The 22,567-nt window shown below is 68.5% G+C and carries 20 protein-coding genes and 2 tRNA genes; 5 read left to right on the top strand and 17 right to left on the bottom strand.

Annotated features, from left to right (window positions below; genetic code table 11):
* Nucleotides 1–150 precede the first annotated feature (150 nt).
* The 10 genes from OQF71_RS06215 to OQF71_RS06170 all read right to left on the bottom strand — a co-directional run bounded on the left by OQF71_RS06215 (nucleotide 151) and on the right by OQF71_RS06170 (nucleotide 9,358).
* Nucleotides 151–224, bottom strand: a tRNA-Phe gene (locus OQF71_RS06215).
* Between the two features lie 141 nt (nucleotides 225–365).
* Nucleotides 366–436: transfer RNA gene (locus OQF71_RS06210), tRNA-Pro, on the bottom strand.
* Between the two features lie 98 nt (nucleotides 437–534).
* Complete coding sequence (locus OQF71_RS06205; RefSeq protein WP_280586530.1) at nucleotides 535–2,589, bottom strand: DEAD/DEAH box helicase; 2,055 nt, start codon at nucleotides 2,587–2,589, stop codon at nucleotides 535–537.
* 143 nt (nucleotides 2,590–2,732) lie between these two features.
* Nucleotides 2,733–3,263: a 50S ribosomal protein L16 gene (locus OQF71_RS06200; RefSeq protein ID WP_280586529.1), complete on the bottom strand. Its 531-nt coding sequence runs from the start codon at nucleotides 3,261–3,263 to the stop codon at nucleotides 2,733–2,735.
* A 170-nt stretch (nucleotides 3,264–3,433) separates the two neighbouring features.
* Nucleotides 3,434–4,204: an endonuclease NucS gene (gene nucS / locus OQF71_RS06195; RefSeq protein WP_280586528.1), complete on the bottom strand. Its 771-nt coding sequence runs from the start codon at nucleotides 4,202–4,204 to the stop codon at nucleotides 3,434–3,436.
* 64 nt (nucleotides 4,205–4,268) lie between these two features.
* A complete protein-coding gene (locus tag OQF71_RS06190; protein ID WP_280586527.1) occupies nucleotides 4,269–4,433 on the bottom strand; it encodes a hypothetical protein in 165 nt (54 codons plus the stop codon).
* 141 nt (nucleotides 4,434–4,574) lie between these two features.
* Nucleotides 4,575–5,864, bottom strand: coding sequence for an adenosylhomocysteinase (locus OQF71_RS06185; RefSeq protein WP_280586525.1), 1,290 nt, complete (start codon nucleotides 5,862–5,864; stop codon nucleotides 4,575–4,577).
* Nucleotides 5,865–6,013: 149 nt separating this feature from the next.
* A complete protein-coding gene (locus tag OQF71_RS06180; protein ID WP_280586524.1) occupies nucleotides 6,014–7,084 on the bottom strand; it encodes a hypothetical protein in 1,071 nt (356 codons plus the stop codon).
* Nucleotides 7,085–7,284: 200 nt separating this feature from the next.
* On the bottom strand, nucleotides 7,285–7,923 hold the full coding sequence (locus OQF71_RS06175) for a LysE family translocator (protein WP_280586523.1): 639 nt from the start codon (nucleotides 7,921–7,923) through the stop codon (nucleotides 7,285–7,287).
* A gap of 91 nt (nucleotides 7,924–8,014) precedes the next feature.
* The gene (locus OQF71_RS06170; RefSeq protein ID WP_280586522.1) at nucleotides 8,015–9,358 is read right to left on the bottom strand and encodes an amidohydrolase; all 1,344 of its coding nucleotides are present in this window, start codon (nucleotides 9,356–9,358) and stop codon (nucleotides 8,015–8,017) included.
* Between the two features lie 122 nt (nucleotides 9,359–9,480).
* Here OQF71_RS06170 and OQF71_RS06165 point away from each other — a divergent pair, with 122 nt between their 5' ends.
* The 3 genes from OQF71_RS06165 to OQF71_RS06155 are packed head-to-tail and all read left to right on the top strand — an operon-like array spanning nucleotide 9,481 to nucleotide 11,232.
* Nucleotides 9,481–10,326, top strand: a complete 846-nt coding sequence (locus OQF71_RS06165; RefSeq protein WP_280586520.1) for a PHP domain-containing protein — start codon at nucleotides 9,481–9,483, stop codon at nucleotides 10,324–10,326.
* Nucleotides 10,327–10,349: 23 nt separating this feature from the next.
* A complete protein-coding gene (locus OQF71_RS06160; RefSeq protein WP_280586519.1) occupies nucleotides 10,350–10,694 on the top strand; it encodes a dihydroneopterin aldolase family protein in 345 nt (114 codons plus the stop codon).
* 40 nt (nucleotides 10,695–10,734) lie between these two features.
* The gene (locus OQF71_RS06155) at nucleotides 10,735–11,232 is read left to right on the top strand and encodes a hypothetical protein (RefSeq protein ID WP_280586517.1); all 498 of its coding nucleotides are present in this window, start codon (nucleotides 10,735–10,737) and stop codon (nucleotides 11,230–11,232) included.
* Nucleotides 11,233–11,259: 27 nt separating this feature from the next.
* Here OQF71_RS06155 and OQF71_RS06150 read toward each other — a convergent pair whose 3' ends face one another.
* The 6 genes from OQF71_RS06150 to OQF71_RS06125 form a co-directional block, all read right to left on the bottom strand.
* The gene (locus tag OQF71_RS06150) at nucleotides 11,260–12,627 is read right to left on the bottom strand and encodes an oligopeptide/dipeptide ABC transporter ATP-binding protein (RefSeq protein ID WP_280586516.1); all 1,368 of its coding nucleotides are present in this window, start codon (nucleotides 12,625–12,627) and stop codon (nucleotides 11,260–11,262) included.
* On the bottom strand, nucleotides 12,624–13,742 hold the full coding sequence (locus OQF71_RS06145; protein ID WP_280586514.1) for an ABC transporter ATP-binding protein: 1,119 nt from the start codon (nucleotides 13,740–13,742) through the stop codon (nucleotides 12,624–12,626). The genes OQF71_RS06150 and OQF71_RS06145 overlap by 4 nt, the downstream gene beginning before the upstream one ends.
* Before the next feature lies 1 nt (nucleotide 13,743).
* On the bottom strand, nucleotides 13,744–14,727 hold the full coding sequence (locus tag OQF71_RS06140) for an ABC transporter permease (RefSeq protein ID WP_280586513.1): 984 nt from the start codon (nucleotides 14,725–14,727) through the stop codon (nucleotides 13,744–13,746).
* Entirely contained in the window at nucleotides 14,727–15,722 is a 996-nt protein-coding gene (locus OQF71_RS06135) for an ABC transporter permease (RefSeq protein ID WP_280586512.1), read from the bottom strand. Before OQF71_RS06135 ends, OQF71_RS06140 begins: the two co-directional genes overlap by 1 nt.
* Nucleotides 15,723–16,011: 289 nt before the next feature.
* Entirely contained in the window at nucleotides 16,012–17,694 is a 1,683-nt protein-coding gene (locus tag OQF71_RS06130; RefSeq protein WP_280586511.1) for an ABC transporter substrate-binding protein, read from the bottom strand.
* A 285-nt stretch (nucleotides 17,695–17,979) separates the two neighbouring features.
* A complete protein-coding gene (locus tag OQF71_RS06125) occupies nucleotides 17,980–19,662 on the bottom strand; it encodes a GTP-binding protein (protein WP_280586510.1) in 1,683 nt (560 codons plus the stop codon).
* Between the two features lie 199 nt (nucleotides 19,663–19,861).
* On the opposite strand from OQF71_RS06125, the gene OQF71_RS06120 reads away from it, so the two are divergent.
* On the top strand, nucleotides 19,862–20,701 hold the full coding sequence (locus tag OQF71_RS06120) for a DUF6293 family protein (RefSeq protein WP_280586509.1): 840 nt from the start codon (nucleotides 19,862–19,864) through the stop codon (nucleotides 20,699–20,701).
* Between the two features lie 346 nt (nucleotides 20,702–21,047).
* Here OQF71_RS06120 and OQF71_RS06115 read toward each other — a convergent pair whose 3' ends face one another.
* Nucleotides 21,048–22,043 (bottom strand): transcription initiation factor IIB family protein, encoded by a 996-nt coding sequence (locus tag OQF71_RS06115; protein WP_280586507.1) that lies wholly within the window; start codon nucleotides 22,041–22,043, stop codon nucleotides 21,048–21,050.
* Nucleotides 22,044–22,206: 163 nt separating this feature from the next.
* On the opposite strand from OQF71_RS06115, the gene OQF71_RS06110 reads away from it, so the two are divergent.
* A partial coding sequence (locus tag OQF71_RS06110) for a hypothetical protein (RefSeq protein ID WP_280586506.1) occupies nucleotides 22,207–22,567 on the top strand: 361 nt, incomplete at its 3' end.

The following is a 22,567-nucleotide window of genomic DNA, read 5'->3' as shown; positions in this document are numbered from 1 at the left end:
GAATGTGGATCGGGTCAAAAGTATGCCGCCTCCCCGATTTGAACTCGCCGAGACGCTCGCCCTCGCTCCGCTCGGGCTCGCGACTCGTCTGCTCAAATCGGTCCGGCGTCGTTTCTTCACCCGTTCGCTGTTGCTCGCGGGTTCAGAATATGCCGCCTCCCCGATTTGAACGGGGGACAGCTCGATCTTCAGTCGAGTGCTCTCCCAGTCTGAGCTAAGGCGGCTCGCACTCGGACCAACGCCGATTCGAGACAAAAGGATTTCGAAAGGCGGCAGGCGGGTCGGGTCGATCGAGCTGTCGACTTCGCCGTTCCGGACACCGTCCGCCACCGCTGCAGCTCGCAGTGTTGCTCGCGCCGCGAAAGTGGGACCGCCCGGATTCGAACCGGGGTCACGGGCACCCAAGGCCCGGAGTATACCACTAACCCACGGTCCCGCGTCCATACGTACCCCCATCGGCCGCTAAAGCGTTTCGTTGCGCGGGCGAGGCGCGTTCGGCCACGGTCGCCTCGGGAGGGGCCGCCCCGCCTCGACTCACTCCTCGTCGTCGCGCAGTTCGAGGTCGGCGACGATCTGGTAGGGGTCCGTCCCCTTCCGGACCGCGTCGAGGATGAAAAACGCCTCGTCGGGCGCGAGGAAGTGCCTGGTGACGCCGCGGCCCAGCGGCGTGGGATCGAAGCCGTCGATGAACTCCCACTCCAGCAGCTTCCCGACCGCGTGTTTCGTCGGCACCTCGCCGATCATCCGGTCGTTGAGCCGCTTGGCCCTCTTGCCGGCGACGACGACGTTCGCCAGCGTCTCCTCGACGGCGGCGGCCTCGTCGTAGTGGGTCGCGACGTCCTCCATCTCCCCTTTCAGCAGCGTGAACGCGACCTCGTCTTCGGTGCGGTCCATGGAGTTGTGGTAGACGCCGTCGGGCTCGACGAGGAGGTAGACGCGCCCGCGGTCGTGGTAGTCCGGCCGCCCGGCCCGCCCGAGCATCTGCGAGAACTCCTGCACGGAGAGCCACTCGATCCCCATCGCCAGCGAGTCGAAGATCACCTGCGAGGCGGGGAAGTCGACGCCGGCCGCGAGCGCCGCCGTGGTGACGACCGCCGAGAGGTCCTGATTGCCGAACTGCCGTTCGACTTTCTTGCGGCGCTTGTAGTCGAGCCCGGCGTGGTACGGCGCGGAGTCGTACCGGAGCTTCCGGCTGATCTCGTGGCAGCGCCGCCGGGAGTTCGTGAAAACGATCGTCTGGCCGCGGTACCCCTTCGAGGACTTCGTGTCGAACTCCCGCTTCACGAGCTTGTCGGCGATCTGCGCCTTCTCACGGCTGTCCGCGAAGGTGACGTGGCGCTCGATGGGGACGGGCCGCTCCTCGTACTCGATGAGCGTCGCCCGGAGCTTCTCGGCGAGCCACTCCGGGTTCCCGACCGTCGCCGAGAGGTAGACGAACTGCGTGCCGCCGTACTCCGAGTGCGTCCGCATCCGTTCCTCGCTGTAGTACTTCAGCCGGGAGATGAGTCCGTCGAGGCGATGGCCGCGTTCGCCCTCCTTCAGCGTGTGGACCTCGTCGATGACGACCGTCCCCACGTCGCCGAGGTCTTTCCCGGTCCGGAGCGCGTGGTCGATCCCCTCGTAGGTGCCGACGATCACGTCGGCGTTCGGGTCGAAGCGGTTGCCGTCGTCGTTCACCCGCGAGGAGCCGACGCGGATCGAGACGTTGAGCCGGTCGCCGTAGCGGTCCCTGAAGTCCTCGTGCTTCTGGTTGGCGAGCGCGACGAGCGGAACTAAGAAGAGGAGCTTCCCCTCCCCTTTCAGCGCGCGGTCGATCCCGGTCAGCTCGCCGACGAGGGTCTTCCCCGTCGCGGTCGCGCTCACGACGAGCTGGTCGTCGCCGTCCAAGAGGCCGTTCCGCACGGAGAGGCTCTGGACCGGGAGCAGCTCCTCGAAGCGGCCCTGGAGGTGCGCCGAGAGGTCCGGGTGGAGGTCCAACTCCTCGGTGCGCACGGGACTCACGTCGTCGACGTTGGCGGAGACCTCGTCGTACTTCGTGAGGTCGGGGTCGAGCCCGCCCTGCAGGAGGTTAACGATCCGATCGAGATCGCCGGACTCGTACAGCAGCTCCTCTAACCGCTCCTCGGCGGCGCCCGTGAACTCCCCTTTGTACGACAGCTCCCGCTCCAGCTCTCTGCGGGCGCAGTCGCGGCAGATCAGCTCGTCGTTGTGCTCGACCGCGCTCTCGCTCGTGATCGGGCCGTACCGTCCGTCGTTCGCGCAGCGCCGGCAGGTCCGGACGGCAATCGCCTCCAGCTGGTAGCCGTCGAGCATCGCTTCCAGCCGTTTCCGGTTCTCGGGAGAGGTCTGCTCGGAGATGCGGATCCGGCCGGCCGCGCGGGCGAGGTCGACGAACTCGTCGGGCTGGCGGGGGTGGTCCTCGCCGTCGCGGACCACGCGGAACCTCCCCGGGCGCGGGCCCGCGGCGGTCTCCTTGAGTTCGAGCCGTCCGCGGAGCACCCGGTTCCCGTCTCGGTTCGCGACGACGGTGTAGTCGCTCCGCGCCTCGTGGAGGAACAGCGTCTCGACCTCGGCCAACTGCTGTGACACTGCTCTCCGATACGCGAGGAAGGTATTTCAGCAGTTCGGCTCGGCACGTGGCGGGTTCGTCGTATCGGGTCCGGCCGCGAGGGCGCGGCTTCCGGCCGCACGGCTCGCGGCTGCGAGAACCGCGCCTCGAAAAGGTGGTGGAGTTACGAGACGAGGAGCGTCTCGCCGCGGTCGACCGTGATCCGGCACGGCGGCGAGAGCTTGTTGTACGCGCGGCGGAACGCTTCTTTCACGACGGACGCCTGCTCGACGTCGCAGTAGGCGGTGAAGACGATGTCGTCCTTGTTCAGCCGTGCGGCCGTTCCGACCGGCTTGCCGAACGCCTGCCGCATCCCGTCGGAGACGCGGTCCGCGCCGGCGCCGGTCGCCTGCTTGTTCTCCCGGATGACCTGGTGGGGGAACTTGCGGAGCGTCATCTTGTAGTTGCCCTCGCCGAGCTCTTTGATCAGGTGCCGGTTCGCCGAGAGGCGCGCGCTCTCCAGCGAACCGTGCCGGACCTGAAGCTCCTCCTCGACGCGGAGGCTGATCTGGACGGGGTAGTCGTCCGGCTCGGCGGAGAGGTCGCCCATGTTGTGCTGGGCGATCTTCGAGCCGGGGATCCCGGTGATGTATTCGCGGCGGGTGTACGACGGCTTGTCGATCGTCCGATACATAGAGGCGGGTTTGTCAGACATGGCTACTTGTCCGATGTAGCCCGTGCTGCGGCGATAAACCCTTCGATACCGCGCCGTCGACGGGTCTTCCTCGGGCGTTGACGCGTCGTTCTCCGGCGTCGGCGGGGGGAGTTTCGGCGTCGCCGATTCCCTCCTCCGGCCCCGCCGGATGGCGCCGGGGCGCCGCCGACTCACCCCTCGGGCGTCGGCTCGAGCGCGACGTGGTCGAACCCCCGGTCCACCAGCCGCTCCGCGGCCCGGTCCGTGACCGAGGGCGCGACGAGGACGCCGCGGACGACGAGGTCGGTCTCCCCGCCGCCCTCGCCGCCGTCACCGCGGTCGCCGGTCTCCGCCCCCAGCTCCTCGCGGAGCGCCCGGACGTACCGCGCGAGCTGGCCGACCGCGTCCGGCCCGACGCGCCGGCGCTTCAGTTCGACGACGACCGGGGTGCCGTCGGCGTCGACGCCGAACACGTCCATCGGGCCGGCGCTGGAAGGGCGCTCGGTCTCCCGCGGTTCGAACCCCGGCTCGACGAGCTCCGGGCGTTCCAGGATCCGGGTCCGGAGGTCCTCCTCGCTGCCGTGGAGGGTGAGGTCGCGTCCCCCAGTCACCGCCATCGCGGAGAGCTGGTGGACCCGATCGAAGCGGACGGTGAGCGTTTCGTCGGGGTTGCTTCTGGTCGAGCGCACTCGGAGCCGCCCCTCGCGGACCGCGGCGCGGTGCTCCGACCCCGGCGGCTGCCAGTTGACGGGCTGACGCCCCTCGTCGGTGTGGACGAGGGCGGCCCCGTCGGGTTTCAACACGAGGAGCCGGTCGCCCGTCCCGAGGTCCGAGGCGGCGCGCCCCTCATACGCGACCGTACAGCGCCCGAAGACGCTTATCAGGTCGCCGCGCTCGAAGGCGTCCTCCAGCTCCCAGAGGGCCTCGCGGTGGCTCGGATCGTGAGCGCTCGTGACTGTCACTGCTCTCCGTAAGCGGCCGCGGCTGAAAAAGTCCGCGTGGGAACGCGGTCGACTTCGGCGACGGCTACGCCGCGTCGTCGCCGTCGTCGCGTCGCGATACCACGATTCCGGCGACGAAGAGGACCGCGCCGACCGCGAAGGCGCCGACCCGGAGCGTCGTGTCCGAGACGAGAATCCCGGCCAGAATCGCCACGCCGAATCCGCTGTGAAGCACCGCCGTCAGGTTCATACGAACGACACGGTCGCGTCGCACAAAAGCCGGTCGGAGCGCGATCGGACGACGTGACGCCGGACCGGATCCCGTCGCGTGTGCCGGTGCCAGTCACGTTCCGTCGAAACCCGTCCGTCTCGGCGTGTCGATCTCAGCCGATCAGGTCCCGTGCTCCCAGCTCCCCATGTACTCGCGCTGCTCGTCGGTGAGCGCGTCGTACTCGACGCCCTCGGCGGCGAGTTTGATGTCCGCGACCTCGCGGTCGAGCTCGTCGGGCACGTCGTGGACGCCGGCCTCGTAGCTCTCGCCGTTCGCCGCGAGTTCGCGGACGACGACCGCCTGCACGCCGAAGCTCTGGTCCATCACCTCGACCGGGTGGCCCAGCGAGATCGGTGCGGCGAGGTTGACGAGCCGCCCCTCGGCGATCACGTTCAGGACCCGGCCGTCGGCCATCTCGAACCCCTCGACGCCGTCGCGGACCTCGTAGCGGTCGACCGCGAGGTCGTCGAGGTCGTCGAGGTTCACCTCCACGTCGAAGTGACCGGCGTTCGCCAGCAGGACGCCGTCCTGCATCTCCTCGAAGTGCTCGCGGGTGATCACGTCGCGGTTGCCGGTCGTCGTGATGAACACGTCGCCCTTCTTCGCGGCCTCGACCATCGGCAGCACCTCGTATCCCTCCATGTGGGCTTCGAGCGCCTTGCGGGGGTCGACCTCGCAGACGATGACGTTCGCGTTCTGTCCGGACGCTTTCTTGGCGACGCCTTTCCCGCACTGACCGTAGCCGCCGACGACGACGTTCTTGCCGGCCCACGAGAGGTTCGTCGTCATCGCGATGGTCGCGAGCGACGACTCGCCCGTGCCGTGGACGTTGTCGAACAGCTGTTTCATCGGCGTGTCGTTCACGGCGAAGACGGGGTAGTGGAGCTCGCCCTCGGCGTCCATCGCGCGCAGGCGGTCGACCCCCGTGGTCGTCTCCTCGGCGCCGCCGACGATGGAGTCGATGAGATTCGGGTACTCCTCGTGGACGAGCTTCACCATGTCCATCCCGTCGTCGACGGTGATGGTGGGCTCGTGGGTGATACAGGCGTGCATCGCGTCGTAGTACTCGTCGTCGTCGACGCCGCGGACCGCGTAGGAGGTGATCGACTCGTGGGTGTCGAGCGCCGCCGACACGTCGTCGTGGGTCGACAGCGGGTTACACCCGGTGATCGCGACCTCGGCGCCGCCGTCGGCGAGCAGTTCGACGAGGTTCGCCGTCTTCGCCTCGACGTGCATCGCCATCGCGATCGTCTCGCCGGCGAGCGGCTGCTCGTCGACGAACTCCTCGCGGAGCGCGTTCAGGATCGGCATATGCTGGAGCGCCCAGTCCATCTTCCGGCGTCCCTCCTCTCGGGCCGTTTCGAGGTCCGAGAGGTGCTGTGACACCGGGGAATACGCGGTTTCGCTCATACCTCTCGGTTCGCTCACGGCGCACTAAACCCTGCCGACACCGGGTCACGCCGAAAACGTCGAAAAGAGGGTACGGCACCGCACGCGTCGGTTGGACCGCACGCGTCGGTTCGCACCGTCCGCGGATCGGTCACGGCCTCGTCCGCACGTCAGTTACGTGGACCGTTTCCGGGGCCGCTTCCGCTGTTATCGGGGCCGCTTCCGCCGTTCCCGTTGTCGGGGCCGCTTCCGCCGTTGTCGGGGCCGCTTCCGCTGTTACCGTCCCCGTTGTCGGGGCCGCTTCCGCTGTTACCGTCCCCGTTGCCGGGGCCGCTTCCGTTGTTGCCCTTTTCACCGTCGCCGTTACCGGCGCGGTCCGGAGCCCCTCGTTCGCCGCCGTTGCCCTGTCCCGGGCTGTCCGGAGCGTTGTCGTTTCCGGACGTGTCAGTCTCGTTTGCGGTGCTATTGTTGCCCGCATCGTCCGGGCCGCCGGGGCCGCCCGCGTGGTCCGGCGCGTTCCCCGGGTTGTTCCCCGTCACGAAGTCCGAGACGGCGGCGCCGATGCCGCCCTCGCGGTCCTGCAGCTGCCGGATGAACTCGCGGAGCTGAAGGCCGAACGGCTGGTCCGCCCCGGCCTCGCTGCCGGCGGTTAGCTCGACCGTCGTCGAGACGGAGTCGCTCCCGTACGTGGCCGTCACGTCGACCGTGACGTTCTCCTCGGCGGCGGGGAGTCCGACGGTACCGTTCTCGTCGGTCTCGTAGTCGCCTGCCCCGACGTAGGTCGCGTTCTGTCCGTCCGCGGTCGCGACGCTCACGGTGGCGTTCTCCGCGGGCTCGCCGTCGTCGGTGACGGTGACGACGGGCTCACCGCCGGTGTCCGACACGTCGACCCCGAGGTCGACGGGCGCTTCGAGGTCGACGCTGGTCGAGGCAGTCTCGTTGTCGTACTCTGCGGTCACGTCGACGGTGACGTCCTCGTCGGCCGGTTCGAGAGTCACCGTACCGTTCTCGTCGGTCGCGTACTCACCTGTCCCGCCGTACGACTCGTTCGCGGGATCGGCGACGCTCACGTTCACCGTCGCGTTCCCGACCGCGGTGCCGTTCTCGGTCACCGTGACCGTCGATTCCCCGTCCGCGTCGTCGACGGACACCTGGAGGTGACCGTCGGCGGCCGCGACGCCGGTCATCGCGCCGAGCGCGACGACCGCGACCAGTAGGATGGCTGTCGTGGATCCTCTCATCGTCTACTCGGGTCCTGCCGCCGTTACCACATAAACAGGAAGCTCGCTTAACGCGGTTTAATCTGGATTGTACTCGGGTTAACGAGGTTCTACGGAGCTTCTCTTGACTTTGCGAGAAGACACGGGCTCCACCCTGATCGAGGACCGATTCGACCCGATTCGTCTCTCGGGCGCGGGTCGCTCGCGACGCGTCTCACCTCTCACGGGGTTCGGCCCTCGTCGAGCGCGAGCCGCAGGCCGAATCCGACCAAGACGCTGCCGCTCGCGTATCGGACCACCCGCCGGGTGGTCGTCGAGCCCAGCAGCAGGTGCCGGACCCGATCGGCGAACAACGCCACGCCGGCGAGATACAGGAGGCTGAGCCCCGCGTACACCGCTCCGAGGACTGACAGCTGGAGGCCGGCGTCCGCCGTCGCCGGGACGAACTGCGGGAAGAACGCGAGCACGAACACGGCTACCTGCGGGTTGGTAACGTTGATCGTGACTGCCTTCCGATACGAGTCGACGAGCGAACGGTCCTCAGCTCCGATCGGCTCCTCGATTTCGAACGTCTCGTCGTCTCTGAGCAGTTGCACACCGAGATACACCAGATAGGCGGCGCCGACGTACTTCATGACCGTGTACGCCTCGGCGGTCGTGCGCAGGATCGCGGACAGTCCGAGGACCGCGGCGGCCGCGTGCACCAGCACGCCGGTGGCCGTTCCGACGGCCGCGGCGACACCGGCCGCGCGCCCGCTGCTGAGGCTCTGCGTAACGGTGTATATCGAGTCCGGTCCCGGAGAGACGATGACCGCCATGACCGCCGGAACGAACGCGGCCACCACGGGCAGATCGATCACGACTGACCCGTCGGTCGGCGGCCGATTAACTCTGTCCGTCCGACCCGACGCCCGGCTCTCGTCGGCGACCTATCGCCGGTCCTCCCCGCTCTCACGTCCCGTCGTCGACGCGTGCGACGAGGTCGCTCGCGGCGCTTGCGGCCCGCTCTTGTACCGCCTCGGCGTCGAGCGTCAGGACCTCGCGGTCGCGCATGAGGACCTCGCCGTCGCAGACGGTGTGGCGCACGTCGCTCCCCCGCGCCGCGTACGCGAGGTGCGAGACGGGATCGTGGACCGGAGTGAGGTGCGGTGCGTCGAGATCGACGACCGCGAGGTCGGCGACCGCGCCCGGTTCGATCCGGCCGCCGGGGAGGCCGAGGGCGTCCGCGCCAGCCGCGGTCGCCATCTCCACGACCGCCTCGGCGGGCACCGCGGCGGCGTCGTCAGCGGCGAGCTTCCCGAGCATGGCGGCGTCGCGCATCTCGTCGAACACGTCGAGGTCGTTGTTCGAGGCCGCCCCGTCGGTGCCGAGCGCGACCGTGACGCCCGCGCCGCGGAGCCGCTGAACGGGGGCCATTCCGCTGGCGAGCTTCATGTTCGAGGCCGGGCAGTGGACGACCGCCGTCCCCGACTCGGCGAGGCGGTCGATCTCCGAGTCGTCGAGGTGGACGCCGTGCGCGAAGAAGTCGCCCGGGCCGAGCGCGTCGAGGTCGGCCGCGTACGCGATCGGACGCTCCCCGCGCTCCGAGACGATCGGACCGACCTCGTCTGCCGTTTCGTTCGCGTGGAGGTGGACCGGCACGCCCGCCTCTCGGGCTTCGGCGACCCCGTCGCGCAGGAACTCCTCGCCGACCGTCGTCAGCGAGTGTGGCATGAACGCGGTCCGGACCCGACCGTCAGCGGCGCCGTCGAGCTCTCGGGCGACCGCGATGCTCTCTTCGACGTCGGCGCGGGCGTCGGCCGCGTCCTTCCCGACCGTCACGACGCCGTGGCCGAGCCGCGCGCGCAGGCCGGCGCGGTCGACGACGTCGGCGACCCGGTCCATCGCGAAGTACATGTCCGCGAACGCGGTCGTCCCCGAGCGGATCATCTCCAGTGCGCCGAGCGCGGCGCCCGCCTCGATGTCGTCGTCGGTCAGCTCGGCCTCGGCCGGCCAGATGTCCTCCCGGAGCCACGCGTCCAGCGGCTTGTCGTCTGCGTACCCGCGGAGCAGCGTCATCGCGACGTGGGTGTGCGCGTTGACGAGCCCGGGGATCACGATCGACCCCGCAGCGTCGAGAATCTCGTCGGCGTCGTTCGCCTCGTCGGCGCTGGCGCGCTCGCTCGCCCCGTCGCCCGCGGTCTCCCTGCCCACCGCGAGTATCCTCCCCGCGTCGCGGTCGATCGTCACGTCGGTCTCGGTCACGGAGCCGTTCGGACGGAGGACCCGGCCGCCCGTCACACGGAGCGTGTTCATACGGACCGATGCCGGTCCCCGAACCAAACGGCTTCGGTTCCGACCCGCCTGAGGACCGACGGGCGTCGGCCGGCTCTCGCCTCCGCGACGGGCTTAGGCCGCTCCGGTCCCTCCGTTCACGAGTGACCGTCGACGTCCACGCGCACACGTCCTACTCCGACGGGTCCGGGATCCCGCTCATGGTCGACGCCGCCGAGGCGGCGGGGATCGACGCGGTCGGGTTCGCGGACCACTGCAGCCTGAGCCAGGCGTGGCGCGACGAACGACTGCTGTGGAACCGCAACTTCGACCGCACCTACGCGCGTCGCCGGGAGGCGCTCTCGGCCGTCGCCGACCGCACCGACCTGACCCTCTACGACGCCGTGGAAATGGATTACGAGCCCGAACTGGAGGGGCGTATCCGCGACTTCCTCGACGAGGCCGGCTTCGACTACGCGGTCGGCAGCGTCCACTACGTCGCCGGCAAGCAGGTGTTCCCGTTCGAGTCGTTCGCGGACGCGAGCGAGGCCGAGCGCCGGGCGTTCGTCGACGACTACTACGACGCGGTCGTCTCGCTCGTCGAGTCGGAGCTGTTCGACGTGCTCGCGCACGCCGACCTCGTGGAGAACCACCCCGCGCTTCACGGGCTCACGACCGCCGCCCACCGGGAACGAGTCGCGGCCGCCTGCGCCGACTCCCCCACCGTCCCGGAGATCAACGCCGGCCGGGCCGGCGACCGCGGCGAGTTCGACCTGTTTCACCCCACCCGACCCTTCTTCGAGGCGTTCCGCGATCGCGGCGTCCGGTTCGTCGTCGGCACCGATTCGCACGACCCCGAGGACTTCGCCGATCGGGTCCCGCGACTCGAGCGATACCTCGACGAGACGGGAGTCGAGCCGATCGGGACCGAGGAGCTCCTCAGTGGTTCCGGCGACGGTTCTCCGGTCGCCACCGAGCGCGGACCCTCGGGCCCCTCCGAAGCCTCTTAGGCCCGCGCCGCCGCAGTACGGACATGGCAACCGACGCCCAGCAGGCGTGCTTCGAGGCCGGGATCAAGTTCGGCTCGCTGTATCACCAGTTCGCGGGGACGCCCGTCAGCCCGTCGAGCGCGCGCAGCCTGGAGGCCGCGATGGCGGAGTCGATCGAGAACCAGCCGTTCTGCGAGTCGGTGACGGTCACCGTCCACGACGACCGCGTCGCCGACGCGATCGACCACGAGAACGGCTACACGGAGCTCACCGGCTCGCTGATGGACGTCGAGATGCGCATCGAACACGAGGGCGTGACGGTTCGCACTCAGATGACGATGGCCGACGGCTACCCGCTGATGGAGCTCGTCTCGGTCGCCGGCGCATAACTCCCGACGACGCGTACCCCCTGCCGACACCCACACGACGATGGTTCACCGACGACACGGCGACTCCGACGACAGAACCGGCTTCGACGAGACGAAGGACTACCTCTCAGCGGCGGTCTCGCGGTTCGTCCCCCGGTGGCTCGCGCGCCGTGCGGTCACCGTCGACGTCGGCACCGATCGCGCCGCGTACGACGCCGGGGATCCCGTGAAGATAACCGTCCGGCTCCGGAACCGGCTTCCCGTCCCCGTCGAGGTAGTCACGCCCACCCGCCGCCCGTGGGGGTGGGCGGTCGACGGGGTCCTCGAAGCGACGGACGAGCGGCGGTACGTCCGCGAGGAGTCCACGGCCGTCGCGTTCCGTGCGGGCGAGACGAAGACCGCCACCGTGACGTGGAACGGCCGCTTCCGTCGCGGGAACGCCGACGGCCTCGACCGTTCCGAGCCCGCCGACCGCGGCGACCACACCGTCTCCGCCTTCCTCTGTGTCGCCGACCGCCGGACGCACCACGAAGACGCGACGGAGATACGAGTCCGCTGACGGGCGCTCCGCCTCCCGTCGCTCGTCTCAGTCGTCCGCGCCGAGCTCTTCGACCGGCCCGCTCCCGGGCGCGTCGAGGTCGGCGGCGGCGCCCGAGGCGACCGCCGCGTCTCGGACCCGGTGACAGGCGGCGTAGTGGCGGCCGTCCCCGAGGTTCGGGGACACTTCGTACGCCGGCTCGTCGGTCGCGCAGACGCTGGCGTCGGCGAACGACTCTGTGAGAAGGGCCTCCGCTTCGGCCCACTCCTCGTCCGAGATGTGGCTCAGCGCGTCATCGATCAGCGTGCCGGCGTCACCCGTCGGTGCCTCCTCGAAGTACTGCTGTCGGACCTCTCGGCGGTTCGTCGTCTCGAACTCCCGCCGTTTCACGGCCCGCTGGAACTCGACGACGGCCGACCACTCGCCGTCGGACATGTCGAACTCGTCCGGCTGAATCAACACGGGGCACCGCGTTCTGAACCGACAGCCGGAGGGCGGGTCGATCGGCGAGGGCACGTCGCCGGTCAGCAGGTTCGTCCGACCGCCGCTCCGCGGGTCGGGCACCGGAATCGCGTCGAGCAGCGCCTGCGTGTACGGGTGCTGCGGGTTCTCGAACAGCTCCTCCTTGTCGGCGAGCTCCACCATCTGCCCGAGGTACATGACGGCGACGCGGTCGGAGATGTGCCGGATGACGCTCAGGTCGTGGGCGATGAACAGGTACGTGAGGTCGAACTCGTCTTGGAGATCCTGCATCGTGTTGAGCACCTGCGCCTGAATCGAGACGTCCAGCGCCGAGACGGGCTCGTCGCAGACGATGAAGTCGGGGTTCACCGACAGCGCCCGCGCGAGGTTCACGCGCTGTCGCTGCCCGCCGGAGAAGGCATGAGGGTAGCGGTTGTAGTGCTGCGGGTCGAGACCGACCTTCTCCAACAGCTCTTTCGCGCGGGCTTCGCGGCCTTCCTCGTCGAGCATCCCGTGCGCCCGCATCGGCTCCTCGACGATAGGGCCGACTTTCATCCGCGGATCCAGCGAGGACTGCGGGTCTTGGAAGATCATCTGCATATCTTGACGCTTCCGCCGCAACGGCTCTCCGGAGATGGTCGCGAGGTCTTCCCCCTTGAAGTCGACGCTGCCCGACGTCGGGTCGAGCAGTCGGAGCACCGTCCGAGCGAGCGTCGACTTCCCGCAGCCGGACTCGCCGACGAGCCCCAGCGTCTCGCCCTTCTTGATGTCGAAGCTCACGTCTTCGACCGCGCGTACCGTCGACGGGTTACGAGAGACGAACGGGAACTCCCGGTCGAGCGTCATCCCGCCGAACAGCCCCCCGTCGTTGTCGAAGTACTTGCACAGGTTCCGGACCTCCAGCAGCGATTCGCCCTCGTCGACCTCGCCGCGCTCGCGATCGCGGCCGCTCATTCGCCGTCCCCCGTCTCGGTCAGGCCGGCGGAGAAGCCGCCGGTCGCCTCCGTCTCGATCGGACGGCTCTCCTCGTATCCGACCTCGAACGCGTCGTACATCACGCACGCCGCGCTGTGCGTCGGTTCGCCCTCGTCGGCGAGGTCCCGCTGCTCGGGGTGGACCTCCCGGCACACTTCTCGCGCGTGCGGGCATCGCGAGTGGAACCGACACCCGGACGGCGGGTCGATCGCCTCCGGCATCACCCCCTTGATCGGGTCCAACTCGTGGACGGTCTTGTCCGGCCGCGGCATCGAATCCAGCAGCGCCTGCGTGTACGGGTGTTTCGTCTCGTAAAACAGGTCGTCGACCTCGGCGTGCTCGATGATCTCGCCGAGGTACATGACGTTCACGCGGTCGCAGATCTCGGCGACGACGCTCATGTCGTGTGTCACCCAGATGAATGACGTATCGTACTTCTCCTGGAGCTCCGTCACCATCTCGAGAATCTGTCCTTCGACGGTGACGTCGAGCGCGGTCGTCGGCTCGTCTGCGATGATGAGGTCCGGCTGACACGCGAGTGCCATCGCGATGAGGACGCGCTGCCGCATCCCGCCGGAGAACTGGTGCGGGTACTCGTCGTACCGCGACTCGGGCGCGGGGATCCCCACTTCGCGGAGCATGTCTATCGCCTCCTCTTCGGCCTCTTCCCCGGAGAGGTCGCGGTTAATTTCGATGAACTCGCGGAGCTGTCCGCCGACGGTGAAGACGGGGTTCAGCGACTCCATCGGGTCTTGGAAGATGATCGCGATCTCCCGGCCTCGGATACGTCTGCGCATCTCCTTTTCGGAGAGCATATCGTCCCGGGGCCGAGGTTCGCCGTCATCTCCCTCTTCGAGACCGAATATCGTCTCGCCTTTGAACGTGATCTCGCCGCCGACGATCTCGCCGGGGCTGTCGACGAGACGGAGAATACTCGACGTGGCGACCGATTTTCCGGCGCCCGACTCGCCGACGAGACCGACGATCTCTCCCTCGTAGACGTCGAAGGAGATGCCGTCGACGGCCCGTACGGTTCCGTCCTCTGTGAAGAACTGTGTCTTGAGATTGTCGACGCTGAGTAGTGGTTCGCTCATATCAGTTGTTGATGCGGGGGTCGAGTGCGTCCTGTAGCCCGTCGCCGAGGATGTTGAACCCGATAACGGTGATCAGAATCGCGATTCCGGGGAAGAGACTGAACGTCGGCGCCGGGAGCATGTAGTTCCGGGACGCGGAGAGCATCTGTCCCCACGACGGGGTCGGCGGCTGTGCGCCGAATCCGAGGAAAGAGAGCCCGGCGACGATGAGGATGCTCACCCCGATCTGGAGCGTCGCCTGCACGAGCACCGGGGCGAAGCTGTTCGGGATGACGTGCCGGAAGATGATGTTCCGGTCTTTCACGCCGGCCGCGCGCGCGGCCTCGATGTAGTCCTCCTCGCGGATCGAGACGACCCGCGAGCGGATGAGCCGGTTGAACACCGGTATCGAGGTGATCCCCACGCCGATCATCGCGAAGGTGAGGTCGCGGCCGAACGCGGTCATGAATGCGATCACTAACACGAGGAACGGGATCGCGTAGACGGTCTCCGTGACGCGCTGGAGCAGGTCGTCGATCCAGCCGCCGTAGTAGCCGGAGACCGAACCGATCAGCGTCCCGCCGATGAGACCGATCCCCGTCGCCATGAAGCCGACGGTGATCGCGATCCGCGTCCCGTAAAACAGGCGCACGAAGACGTCTCGCCCGCGGTGGTCGGTCCCCATCGGGTGTTCGATGGCGCCCGCGCCGAACTGGTTTTCCATCCCGACGGGCGGCAGCAGGCGATTGACCTGATCGGGGTCCCGAACCGGGCTGTACCAGACCGCCTCCGCGACCGCGTAATCGAAGAGGTAGTAGTCGATCGCCGCCAGCAACGCGACGAGGGTGACGAACCCGACGGTGTAGATACCGATCCGCGCCGTCGTGTCCCGTTTCACCTGTTTCAGCGTGTAGCGAAGTCCGACGCGCGCCTCGATCTCGCCGGCGCCGCTCTCCTCGTCTCTCGTCGAGAGGTCGTCCGTCTGTGATTCGGATCCTGTGGCCATTATTCGTCACCGTAGGCGACCCGCGGGTCGATGTAGGCGTACGCGACGTCGGTGATGATGACCCCGACGACGAACGCGACGCCGAACATGAAGGTCGTCCCCATGATCAGCTCGTAATCCTGGTTGTTGATCGCCGTGATGATCAGCCGGCCCATCCCCTGTATCTCGAAGACCGTCTCGGTCAGCACCGCGCCGCCGAGGGCCGTCGACAGGCCGAGACCGATGATCGTTATCACGGGCAGCTGTGCGACTTGGAACGCGTGCTTGCGGACGATCGTCGACTCCGGGACCCCGTACGCCCGAGCGAGCTTGACGTACTCGCCCTGGAGCGACTCGACCATCGAGGACCGCTCGATCCGCGTGATCTGGGCCATCTGAAGCGTCCCGAGAGCCACCATCGGCATCGCGAGGTGATGCAGCGACGTCCGGATCACCTGGAGTTGGGTCTCCGCTCCGCGGATGTCGGCCGGCGCCTCCCACGGGAGCGGGAGCCCGCGAGCCGGGAACCAGCCGAGGTAGAACGCGAAGACGATGATGAGCATCAGCCCGATCCAGAACGACGGCGTCGAGACGCCGACGAGCGAAACGATCCGTGAGACGTGGTCGGCCGGCTTGTTGCGCCGCTTCGCCGAGATGACACCCAGGGGGATCGCGGTCGCGATCGCGAACATGAACGCCGACACCGTGAGGTACAGCGTCACCGGAAGCCGGAGCAGGATCATCTCCAGCACCGGCCGGTCGTAGTAGATGCTCTGTCCGAGATCGCCGGAAGCGACGCCGGACAGGTACGTCAGGTACCGCTCGTGGGCCGGCCGATCGAGGCCGTAGCGGGCCTGAATCGCCTCCACCTGCTCCTGTGCCGGGCTGGGCCCGAGCATGATCTCGACCGGATCGCCGGGGATCTGGTTGGCGAGGAAGAACGTGATCGTAATGATACCGATCAGTACGGGAATTGACTGTACGAGCCGCCAGAGTGTGTACCGTAGGAGCCCCATTTAGTGGCGTGTTGTTACTGTGTAGTTCGGACCGTGCTGTTATACCTGACTGATCGTCATCGATTCGCTACCGCGGCCGCCCGGTTCCGCTGGTGTCGTCCGCTCGCTCGCGCGATTTCGTCGGCTTCGCCCGCTCGTTCGCCCACGTCGTCGATCCGTCTTCGGGTCGTCGTTCACCCGTTATACTCTGCCACCGGTGTATCCGAACCGGTCGTCTCCTCGGCTACCGACAGCCGCGTCGGAAGCCGTCCCGCGCCCGGACGGGGCGCCGGCCGGCCTCACAGCAGCGTCACTCCACCGAGACGTTGTTGTGCCCGGTGAAGATCTGGACCTCGGTCGATATCGCGTGCGCGCTGAAGTCGGAAACCCGCTCGTGGATTCCGTAGGAGTTCTTCAGGTTGTACGCGGGGATGTGGACGCGTCCCTCAAGCAGCTCCGTCGTCGCGTCGATGTAGAGCTGGCGGCGCTCCTCGCGGTCCGCGCTCTCGCGGGCCTGCGTCAGCATCTCGGAGGCCTCGCTGTACTCGTGGAACGTGCCGTTGGTCGTTCCCTCGACTTCCTGGCTCAGCAGCTGATATACGAACGCGTCCGGGTCGGGCGAGCCGGACCAGCCGAGCGTGTACATGTTGTAGCGCTCCGCGTCCTCGGTGACGTACGCGTCGAGGAACGTCCCCCAGTCCAGCCGCTGGACTTCGACGTTGCTGAACCCGGCGTTCTGGAGGCCGTCGCCGATCGAGATGCCGATCTGCTCGCGCATGTCGTCCGGCGGGACGATGATACGCCAGTTGTAGTCCATGTCCACGCCCGCCTCCTCGAACAGGTCCGCGGCCATGTCGAGGTCGCGGTCGTGGGAGATGTCGCCCCACTCGTCGAGCGGGAAGTCCCACTCTTCGGCCATCGTCCGCGGGTACGGGCTGACCTGCCGCACGCCGGCCGGCTGCACGAAGTTCTCGATGGCCTGGTCCATCGAGAAGCAGTAGTCGACCGCCTCGCGCACCATCGGGTCGGTCGTCGGGCCGTCGCCGCAGTTGAACGCGAGGTAGAAGTAGCCGACGCCGGGCTCCTCGTCGATCGTCGCGCTCTCGTTGTTTCGGACGGTCTCGTACAGCTGCGGGGGGATCGTCTCGATGATGTCGACGTTGCCGGTCTCGAGCTCCGTCACCCGGGTCGTCTGCTCTTCGATCGGATCGAACTCGATGGTCGCGACGTTCGGCAGCCCGTTCGAGTCGTCCCAGTAGTCGTCCCACCGATCGAGCGTCGCGAAGCTCTCCGGCTCCCACTCGGTAAGCTGGAAGGGTCCAGAGGTGACGGGGTCGGTGTTGTACGCCTCTCTGTCGCTGGTTCGGACCTCTTTGTTGACGACATTCCGAACCAGTGCAACCTCGAACGCCCCGTACGGGTACGACAGGTCGAACTGGATCGTCGTGTCGTCGATGGCCTCTGCCGTGTCGACCATGTCGACCTCCGCGGCGTTCTCGGTCTGCTCTTCGACCGGCGCGACGATCGTGTGGATGACGTCCTCCGCCGTGACCGGGTCGCCGTTCTGGAACACGGCGTCGTCGCGGATCGGGACGATGAACCGGGTCCCGTCGCGTTCGACCGTCGGCGCCTCGGTGGCGATCTTCGGCTCGATGCCGACGCCCTCGTTGTACTCGTAGAGGCCGTCGAACATCTGGTTCGCGATCTGCGCGGACGGGACGTCGTTCATGATGATGGGGTCCATGTCGAGCGGCCCCTTCACCTGCGCGAAGTACAGTTCCTGGTTCGGCAAGTCGCTGCCGTCGGAGCCGTCGGAGCCGTCGGAGCCGTCGGAGCCGTCGGAGCCGTCGGAGCCGTCGGACCCATCGCCGCCGTCTCCCCCGTCACCGCCGCCGGCGCAGCCGGCGAGGAACATCGAGGAGGAAACTGCCATTCCGCTCGCCAGCGCCTGCCGACGAGTAATACCTAATTCCGTGTTGGGCTCACGTGCCATACACCACGATGTGATGAGACCGGTATAAACTTTACCACCTGTTTGCTGTGAATCTGTAGTATCTGCGCTACTCAGTCAGACGGTTGTTCGGATCAATTCGAGATAGATAACCGATAGTGGATGATATTTGCCAAGGACTATCTGATCCGGCATATCTGGTCGTCCTCTGTACAATTTCGCACAAGTTTTTAATTATAGATCCGGATGTTTCGATCGATATCCGCATCGGCATCGCCGTTGGACGGTGACCCGAGAAAAGTTCGCCCGTACCGCTTCCGGCCGCGTTCAGTCCCGACGGCGAGGCTTCACTTCGCGGATGGTCCCGACGCCCTTGCTCGACCCCTCGCGGAAGACGAACCGCTGGCCCTCCTCCACGAGGTAGGGCCGGAACTTGAACCGGACCCGCGTCTGCCCGGTGTCGCCGGGCAGGAGCCGGCCGCCCTCGGGCGCGAAGACGGCGGCCTCGGAGACGGTCTCCACGTGGACGACCGGCTCGTACCCCTCCTGAATTCGGGTCGGGTGGTTCAGCACCATCACCTCGGCCTCGAACTCGCGGACCGGTTCGGGGTCGCTCTCGCGGGGCACCAAGGCCATCCCGCGCTCGATCTCCGCCTCGTCGACGCCCTTCAGCGCGATGCCGACGATCCGGCCGGCGGTCGCCTTGTCGACCCGGTGGTAGTGCATCTCGATCGACCGCACTTCCACCTCGCGGAAGGAGCCGTCGGCCATCGGACCGAGCAGCAGTTCGTCTCCGGTCTCCACGGTACCGGAGTTGACCGTTCCGGACGCCACCGCGCCGACGCCGGTCACCTTGTAGCTCCGGTCGACGTACAGCCGGAACTCCTCGCGCGCCGGGGTCGCCCGCTTCGGGAGGGTCTCGAACAGCCGGTCGAGCGTCCCGATCCCCTCCTTCGTCACCGCGCTGGTCCGGAGGAGCGGGACGACGCCGTCGCCGACCTCGGCGACCGCCGCGTCGATCCCGTGGCGGTCGACGAGGAGGGGGGTCTGCCCGGCGTCGCGGAGCATCGACTCGACCTCGCGCTCGACCGCGGCGAGCCGCTCGTCGCTCACGGCGTCCGCCTTCGTGATCGCGACGATCGTCGGGAGCTCCGTCGCCAGCAGGATGCCGAGGTGCTCGCGGGTCGTCTTCGTCGGCCCGTCGTCGGCGGCGACGACGAGAAGCCCGTAGTCGAGCTTCTGGCCGACGAGCCCGCGGATCGTCGTCCGAAGCCACGGCTCGTGGCCGACCGTGTCGACGAACGAGACCAGCCTGTCGGCCTCTTCGACGATCCGCGCGCGATCGGACTTTCGGTGCGGGTTGTCCATCCGGACCGGCTCGTCACCGGCGGCGTCGAAGCCGTAGACGGCGTACGACAGGTCGGCCGAGAGGCCACGCTCGACCTCGTGCGGCTGGACGTCGAGGAAGCCGCGGGTGCCGCCCTGTCCGTCGTCGGATCGGCCGGTCACGAGGGTCCCGACGAGCGTCGACTTCCCGTGATCGACGTGGCCCGCCGTCCCGACCACGAGGTGGTCGTCGTCCGTCTCGAACATCCCGCCGTCGCGGAGGGTGGCGAGGCCGACGAGCCCCTCCGTGTTTCCGTCGCCGTCACCGGACCCCGTCCGATCGCTCGCGACGCCGCGCGCCGCGCTGGCGGCGCCCGCGCTCCAGGTCTCCACGTCGGCGATGTGCGCGTCCGCCTCGTCGGCCAGCAGCGAGAGGACGTCCATCGTCTCGGAGAAGGCGTCGGGGGCGACCCCGGCGAGCCCGCCGTCGTCGGTGACGCCGACCACGTAGGTCGCCTCTCCGTCACCGGAGAGCACCCGGTGGCGGAGCTGAGCCACGAGCGACTCCATGCGTCCCTCCGCCAAGTGGACCTCGCGGGTCAGCCGCTCCTTGAATTCGATCGCGCCGCCGTCGCGCTCGCCGCGCTCGATGGCCCGCCGTAACGCGGACCGGTCAGCGCTCATACCTGTTGTAAGCGACAGCCGGGCTTAACGGTTTTCGTGCGATCCGTCCCCATGTCACGTGATCGGTACCGAGCGCTCGGGAGCGCTCCCGAGCAGTGCGATACCGGCTCGACTCGCATCGATCCAACTCGGGTCTTCGCCGGCTTCGCCCGCCTGCGTTCGACACACTATTTTATCGACGGCCGTGGAGAACGGTGGTATGGACACGACGGTCCCCCGCGTCTCCGAACGGCGCGTCCACGTGGCCCCGCTCGGCCACGAGCACGACCGCATCGTCGAGCCCCTCCGCGGCCACGGCGCCGACGTGGTCTACCTGCTGACCGACGCCCCCGACCGCGTCGCCGCCCGCGGTGTCGTCGACTTCGAGGCGGCCGCCGCCGGCCCGGACGGCAGCCTGGTCGACGGGCTCGCCGACTACCAGCGCGACGCGTGGGCCGCCGCGGCCGAGTTCGCCTCGGTTCGGGCGGTCCCGGTCGCGCTCGCCGACGTGTACGACGTGCTCGGCGTCACGACGACGATCGCCGCGAAACACGGGGCGGGCGAGTCCGACGGCGACCGACTGTTCGCCAACGTCTCGACCGGACCGCGGATCGCCGCGGTCGGCGTCGCCATCGCCTGCATGATCGTCGGCGCGCGCCCGTACAGCGTCGAGCCGGAGACGCACCGCCACGACGTGCGCGAGGAGCCGCTCACCGAGGGCGTCGCGGAGACGGTGGACCTCCCGCTGTACCCGATGGACGCGCCGACGACGGACCAGGTCGCGGTGCTCGGTCGCCTCCACGAGCGCGACGACGACCACCTGACGACGGACAAGTGGAACCTGATCGAGTGGGCTCGCGAGCGCGACCTCTCCTTCCTCCGCGAGGCGGGCGAGAGCCGGACGGCGAAGTACCGCGCCCTGGAGACGCACGTCCTCGGTCCGCTGCGCGACCGCGGCTACGTCGAACTGGAGGACGTGGGACGCTCGGACACCGTTCGGCTCACCGAGACCGGCCGCCGCGTCTTCTTCGCGTTCCAGCACAAGCTCGGCGGGGAGTAGGTCGGCGACATCGGCCGATCGGAACCGGCCGATGTCGGCCGCGCCGTTCGAGACGTACGTATTGTTCGGTTAGTCCGGACCGTACACGGCTAACGTAGAATACGACATCGCCCTTCGATCCGAATGCGTGATGCCTCGTCGGGCGGCTCCGACGCCCTCCGTGCGCCGACCGCCCCCTCCCTGCCCGTGGCCGGTCTCCTCTGCGTCCGGCCCGTCGCTGTCGATCCGCCGCCGCGGGCTTCACCCCGCGGCACCCCCCCGCTGACGCCGTCGCGGCCGTCCGGCGGGGCGTCACGGACGGCGGTCCTCCCGTCGTTTCCGACTTTCTTCGTCTCGCTCTCTCGACTCACTCCTCGGTCAGATCGACGTACGTCCGCCGGACCGTGACCGGCGTCACGTCGGCCGCGTCGGCGGCCTCCTGCTGCGTGCAGTCGGCGTCAAGCTCGCGGGACGCGGTGTACAAGCAGGCGGCGGCGACGCCGACCGGGTTACGGCCGTTCGCGATCCCCTCCTCCACGGCACGCCCCGCCAGCTCGCCAGCACGGCGCTCCACGTCGGCCGAGCAGCCGAGGTCGCTCGCGAAGCGCGGGAGGTACTCCGCCGGACCGGTCGGGCCGATCGGGAGCCCGAGCTCGCGGTTCATCGCGTCGAAGGCCGCTCGATGCTCGTCTTCGGTCGCCTTCGCCTCGGCGCAGACCTCTCCGACGGTCCGGGCGACGTCCGCGGTGCGACAGGCGACGTAGACGCAGGCGGCCGCGAACCCCTCCAGTGACCGGCCGCGCAGCAGGCTCTCGTCCTGCGCGGAGTCGAACAGCGTGCAGGCCGTGTCGCGAACGCTGTCAGGGAGCTCTAAGACGCCGGTCAGCCGCCGGATCTCGGTGTACGCGTACACCTTGTTGCGATCGCGTTTGGTCGAGATCTGCGCCCGATTGTGCTGGGTCCGCATCCGGGCGAGCCGCCGACGCTTGCGCCCCTTCACGCGCGTCGATCGGCCGATCTCCGTCGAGAGCCCGCGGTCGTGTCGAGAGCGCGTCAGCGGCGCGCCGGTCCGCTTGGGGTTCGCGTCGTCGTCGTCGAACGACCGCCACTCCGGGCCGTGGTCGATCCGGTCGGCCTCGACGACGAGCCCGCAGTCGGCACAGACGCGCTCGGCGGAATCGACGCGGGTCCGGCCGCCGCATTCGGGACACTCGTCGACGGCGGTCGCTTCGTCCGGGGTCGTTTCCTCGGCCGCCCCGCTGGCGCGGTCGGTCGCCTCGTCGGCGCGGTCGGTCGCCTCGTCGGCGCGGTCGGTCGTCTCGGTGCGGTGCGAACGGGCGCGGGTCGAGCGTGCCTGACTCATCACACGTCGAACTCGGGCCCGATACCTTACTTAAACCCGGGAGAATTCGGGGGTGATCGCCCGGATCGGCGCGCTCGAACCGACCGGTAACCGGTCGGTGATCGCGCCCCACACCCCGCCGCAGTACGGTGGTTTTAACACTCGGCACGAGCCATCCGTTCGCATGACGCTGTCGGAGATCGCGGACGGGCTGGAGGTGACCGCGAGCCAGCGCGAGCGCGGGGTCGCCGTCGCCGACGACACGGAGACGCCGCTCGTCGACCGGCTCGCCGCGCACGCGGACGATCTGCCGTGTACCCCGGCCGCGACCGCGACGCTCGTCGACGCGTACACGGCCGGGCGGAGCGTCGGCGACGCCGCACGCGAGGCCGGCGTGACGCCGATGACGGGCGCGAAGGCGCTGCACCGCTGCGGCGTCGAGGGCGTCTGCCCGCTCGCGCCGAGCCGCCGGAGCGTCGTCCGCGACTGGCTCGACGGCCGGATCGCGCGCAGCGAGGCGGTCGCGCTCGCGGGCGGCGGCGGGG

Source organism: Halorubrum sp. Boch-26, from assembly GCF_029889805.1.
GTDB lineage: Archaea > Halobacteriota > Halobacteria > Halobacteriales > Haloferacaceae > Halorubrum.
This window is presented reverse-complemented; position numbering and strand designations above follow the sequence as displayed.